This window comes from Thermodesulfovibrionales bacterium, from assembly GCA_035622735.1.
GTDB lineage: Bacteria > Nitrospirota > Thermodesulfovibrionia > Thermodesulfovibrionales > UBA9159 > DASPUT01.
This window is the reverse complement of the sequence record DASPUT010000041.1, coordinates 1-4,225: the sequence shown is the minus strand read 5'-3', so window position 1 is coordinate 4,225 and position 4,225 is coordinate 1. Positions and strand designations below refer to the sequence as shown.

Below are 4,225 nucleotides of genomic sequence, written 5' to 3'. Positions count from 1 at the left end.
CATGCCTACCCTGAATATCGGATGCAGCGGATTCTCCTACGATGACTGGAAAGGCATCTTCTATCCCGAGCATCTCCAGAAGAAGCGCTGGCTCGAATATTATGCAGAGAAATTCTCTACGGTCGAGCTCAACGTCACCTTTTACCGACTCCCCGAAAAGGAGACGTTCACACGGTGGTATTCCGAGACCCCTCCCGGTTTTCTCTTTTCGGTCAAGGGCAGCCGCTTCATCACGCACGTGAAGAAGCTGAAGGCCTGTGAAGAACCTCTGAATGTCTTTTTCTCACGGGTGTCGGCACTGCGCGATAAACTCGGCGTCATTCTCTGGCAGTTGCCGCCCGGTCTCCGCGTTGACCCACCAAGACTCGCAGACTTCCTTGAACTCCTCAAGCCCCACGACGTGAGAAGTGCCTTCGAGTTCAGGGAGGAGACATGGATCACAAAGAAGGTCATCTCACTCATCGAGAAGGGAAAGGCTTCCCTCTGTATGGCCGATTGGCCTCCTTTCCTCGATGAGCTTCCGGTACCCGCGAATTTCGTGTACATGAGGAGACATGGTGTGGGCGGCAACTACGCTTCGAGCTATACCCGTGAACAACTGAAGGGCGACGCCGCTCGAATACGAAAGTATCTCAAGCAGGGGAAGGACGTATTCATCTACTTCAACAATGACGCATCCGGCTATGCGCCCGCGAATGCCGGGGAGTTGCTAACTCTCCTGAAAAACATATGACCCTTTCTCTTAAAGCCAAAAGATTCACGAGGCAGGGTGCCCTCCTGAGAAGATGATAAACCAGCAGATAGCCAGAATCTTTAATGAGATAGCCGATCTGCTCGAGATAAAGGGTGAAAATCTCTTTCGGGTGAGGGCCTACCGCCGTGCCGCCATGAACATCGACGGGCTGCCGGATGATGTCGCCTCCCTGCCGGAAAAAAGACTGCTCGAAGTGCCGGGCATCGGGCGCGACCTTGCCGGGAAGATAGGGGAATACGTCGCAACGGGCAGGATCAAGACCCATGATGACCTGAAAAGGGAGATCCCCGAAGGCCTCTCTGTGCTCCTCACGGTTCCGAGTCTCGGTCCCAAAACAGCAAAACTCCTCCATGAAACCCTGAAGATAAAGGATATTGATGAACTGGAACGTCTCGCACGGGATCAGAGGCTGTCCGGTCTCCCGGGCATAAAGAAGAAGACAGAGGAGAACATCCTGAAAGGAATAGAGATGGTGAAGAGGGGCAAGGACCGGAGGCCCATCGGCAGGGTTCGTCCCATCGCAGAGGAGATACTCTCCCAACTGCGTGACAAGGCACCGGCGAAGGAACTCTGTCTCGCGGGCAGCCTCAGGCGATGGAAGGAAAGCGTCAACGATATAGACATCCTCGCAACATCCAGGGACCCGCGGAAGGTCATGAGCGCCTTTGTCCATCTCCCTCAGGTTAAGGAAGTCCTCTTGCAGGGCCCGACAAAATCGAGTGTCATTATTGCAGATGGGATACAGGTCGACCTCAGGGTTGTTGAAGATGAGTCCTTCGGCGCTGCGCTGGCATACTTCACCGGCAGCAAGGCGCACAACATCCGGCTCAGGGAGTTGGCGGTGAAGGCGGGGCTGAAGCTGAATGAATACGGGATATTCAGGGAGTCCGACAAGAAACGCCTCGGGGGGAGGAGAGAAGAGGACGTCTACAGGCTCCTCGGTCTGCCCTATATCCCGCCCGAACTGAGAGAGGACTCCGGCGAGATCGAGACGGCTGCCGAAGGAAGGCTGCCCAAGCTCATCACGGTAAAGGACATGAAGGGGGACCTCCATGTACATACGAAGCGGAGTGACGGCAGCCACACCATAGAGGAACTCATCGAGGCGGCAAGGGAGCGGGGCTATGAGTATATCGCCATCACCGACCACACAAAGGGGCTCGGTGTCGCGCGGGGACTGAATGAAGAACGGCTCATCGATGAAATGACGGAGGTGCGGGCGATCAACCGGCGTCTGAGAGGATTCAGGCTCTTCATGGGCGCCGAGGTCGATATCAGGAGCGACTATACCCTCGATCTGCCCGATGACCTCCTGAGACAACTCGATATCGTCGTGGCATCAGTCCACTCAGGCTTTCGGCAGACAAAGGAACAGCTGACCGGGAGGCTCATCTCGGCGATAAAGAATCCCTATGTGACGATACTCGCACATCCAACGGGGAGGCTTATCGGAGAGCGGGATGCCTATGAGGTGGATATGGAGCGCGTCTTTGCTGCAGCACGGGAGGAGGGCAAGGCCATCGAGATAAATGCCTATCCTCTCAGACTCGACTTGAACGATACCCACGCGAAGAAGGCAAAAGAGCTGGGAATCCCGATGGCGATAAACACCGATACCCATGTTGCGAACCAATTCGCTTACATGACGTACGGAGTCTCGACGGCACGGAGGGGATGGCTCGAAAAAGGGGACGTAATCAATACACTTTCGACGAAGAATCTGCTAAAATGGCTACAGAATCTCAGGGCATGAGCGCTTGGTGAAATGAGCGAACGGATACTCATATACGAAAAGAACCGTGAAATACTAACGTTCCTTAAATCCTTCTTCCGGAAGAGGCGCAAGTCCGGCGTTGAGTTTGTTCAGACCCTCGCCTCCCTCAAGGAGGCCCTGTCAACGGACAGCAACAACTGTATACAGTTATGCATCGTCTCGGCGGATGAGCTGCAGAACCTCTCTCCCCTTGAAGGAAGGCCTTCAATCATCGCGACGATCCCCCCGAACACTCAGACCGGCTTCAAGACGATCATGAAGTACGGGGCGGAAAACTATCTCATCAGTCCCTTCCATGAGGGGGATCTTGAATTCAAGATCAAGAACGTCCTTGACAGGAGACAGATGGTAGGTCTCCTCAAGAAAGAAACGGATAACCTTCAGGCGCTCATCGAACTCACCTACCTCGTCTCTTCGACCCTCGACCCGCAGGAGATATTCTATCTCATCGTAAAAAAGATCTCGGAAGTCATCCCGGTGACGAGGTGCTCCATCATCCGCGTCGACAGCGACAAGCGGTACGCCCACGTTGTTTCTACCTTCGAGACTCCCCTCGTAAAAAACATCAAGCTTGACCTCTCGAAGTATCCCGAGATAAAGAAGGCGCTCGTATCGAGAGAGCCCGTCGTCATCAAGGACGTTACGACCGACCCCCTCCTGGAACGCTTGCAGGATATCATTTCGCCCCTCGGTATCCGCTCCATCGTGGTAATCCCGATCATCTTCCATGAGGAGGTCATCGGAACCCTCTTTCTCAGGACATCCCGTGCCGGGTACGCATTCACGGAAAACGAGATCCGTCTCTGTAACGCCATCGCGAATGTCTCTGCGAACTCCCTCTATAACGCCTTCCTCTTCGAAAAGCTCGAAAGCGAAAAATTGAGATTCGAAAAACTCGCGATAACCGACTTCCTCACCGGGGCATATAACATCAGATATTTTTACCACCGACTCCAGGAAGAATTCAGCAGGTCCGAGCGGTATGCGCTTCCCCTGAGCTGCCTCATGATCGACATCGACCACTTTAAGGAGATCAACGACAAATTCGGCCACAGGACGGGCGACACCGTCCTGAGGGAATTCGCCCAGGTCCTGAAGAAACACACGCGGAAGAGTGACGTCCTTGCGCGATACGGGGGAGAAGAGTTTATCATGCTCCTCACCCAGACGACGGAAACCGGTGCGGTCTCAAAGGCCGAGGCCATGCGATCGTACATCGAAAACTACAAATTCCGCTCCCTGAAGGGACGCAAGGGACCCACCGTGAGCATCGGCGTGGCATCCTTTCCGAATTCGAGAATAAAGACAAACGAGCAACTCATCACCTTCTCCGACAACGCCCTTTACCGGGCGAAAACAACGGGAAGAAACCAGGTAGCGCTCTATGGAAACGCCACGTAGGCGGGGGGAGTTGTCGTTACGGAAACGATCCTGAGCCCGTTTCCTGTCTCTTCCCAGTCCGCCGCCCGCGAGCACATGTCACCATGGAAATCATAACGTCTCACATAAACGCCGACTTCGATTCCTTCGCGTCCATGATAGCAGCGCAGAAACTCTACCCCGATGCGAAGCTCGTCTTTCCCGGTTCACAGGAAAAAAAAGTGAGGGAGTTTATCGCCACCTTTCACCCTGTCGAGATTTATCGGGTCAGGGAGATTGACCTCTCGAAGGTGAGCCGGCTCATTGTTGTCGATACC

Annotated in this window: 4 protein-coding genes; all 4 read left to right on the top strand. The window is 54.3% G+C overall.

Going from position 1 to position 4,225, the window contains the following annotated elements; genetic code table 11:
• On the top strand, positions 1-733 hold a 733-nt coding region (locus VEI96_02250), incomplete at its 5' end, for a DUF72 domain-containing protein (protein ID HXX56806.1).
• Positions 734-785: 52 nt separating this feature from the next.
• Entirely contained in the window at positions 786-2,507 is a 1,722-nt protein-coding gene (gene polX, locus VEI96_02245) for a DNA polymerase/3'-5' exonuclease PolX (GenBank protein HXX56805.1), read from the top strand.
• A 12-nt stretch (positions 2,508-2,519) separates the two neighbouring features.
• Complete coding sequence (locus VEI96_02240) at positions 2,520-3,929, top strand: sensor domain-containing diguanylate cyclase (GenBank protein ID HXX56804.1); 1,410 nt, start codon at positions 2,520-2,522, stop codon at positions 3,927-3,929.
• A gap of 83 nt (positions 3,930-4,012) precedes the next feature.
• Positions 4,013-4,225: hypothetical protein (locus tag VEI96_02235; protein ID HXX56803.1), on the top strand; the 213-nt coding region annotated here is incomplete at its 3' end.

Bases quoted from the DNA above. Each gene is read 5' to 3' on its own strand.
- polX (HXX56805.1), top strand. From the start codon at position 786: ATGATAAACCAGCAGATAGCCAGAATCTTTAATGAGATAGCCGATCTG.
- VEI96_02240 (HXX56804.1), top strand. From the start codon at position 2,520: ATGAGCGAACGGATACTCATATACGAAAAGAACCGTGAAATACTAACG.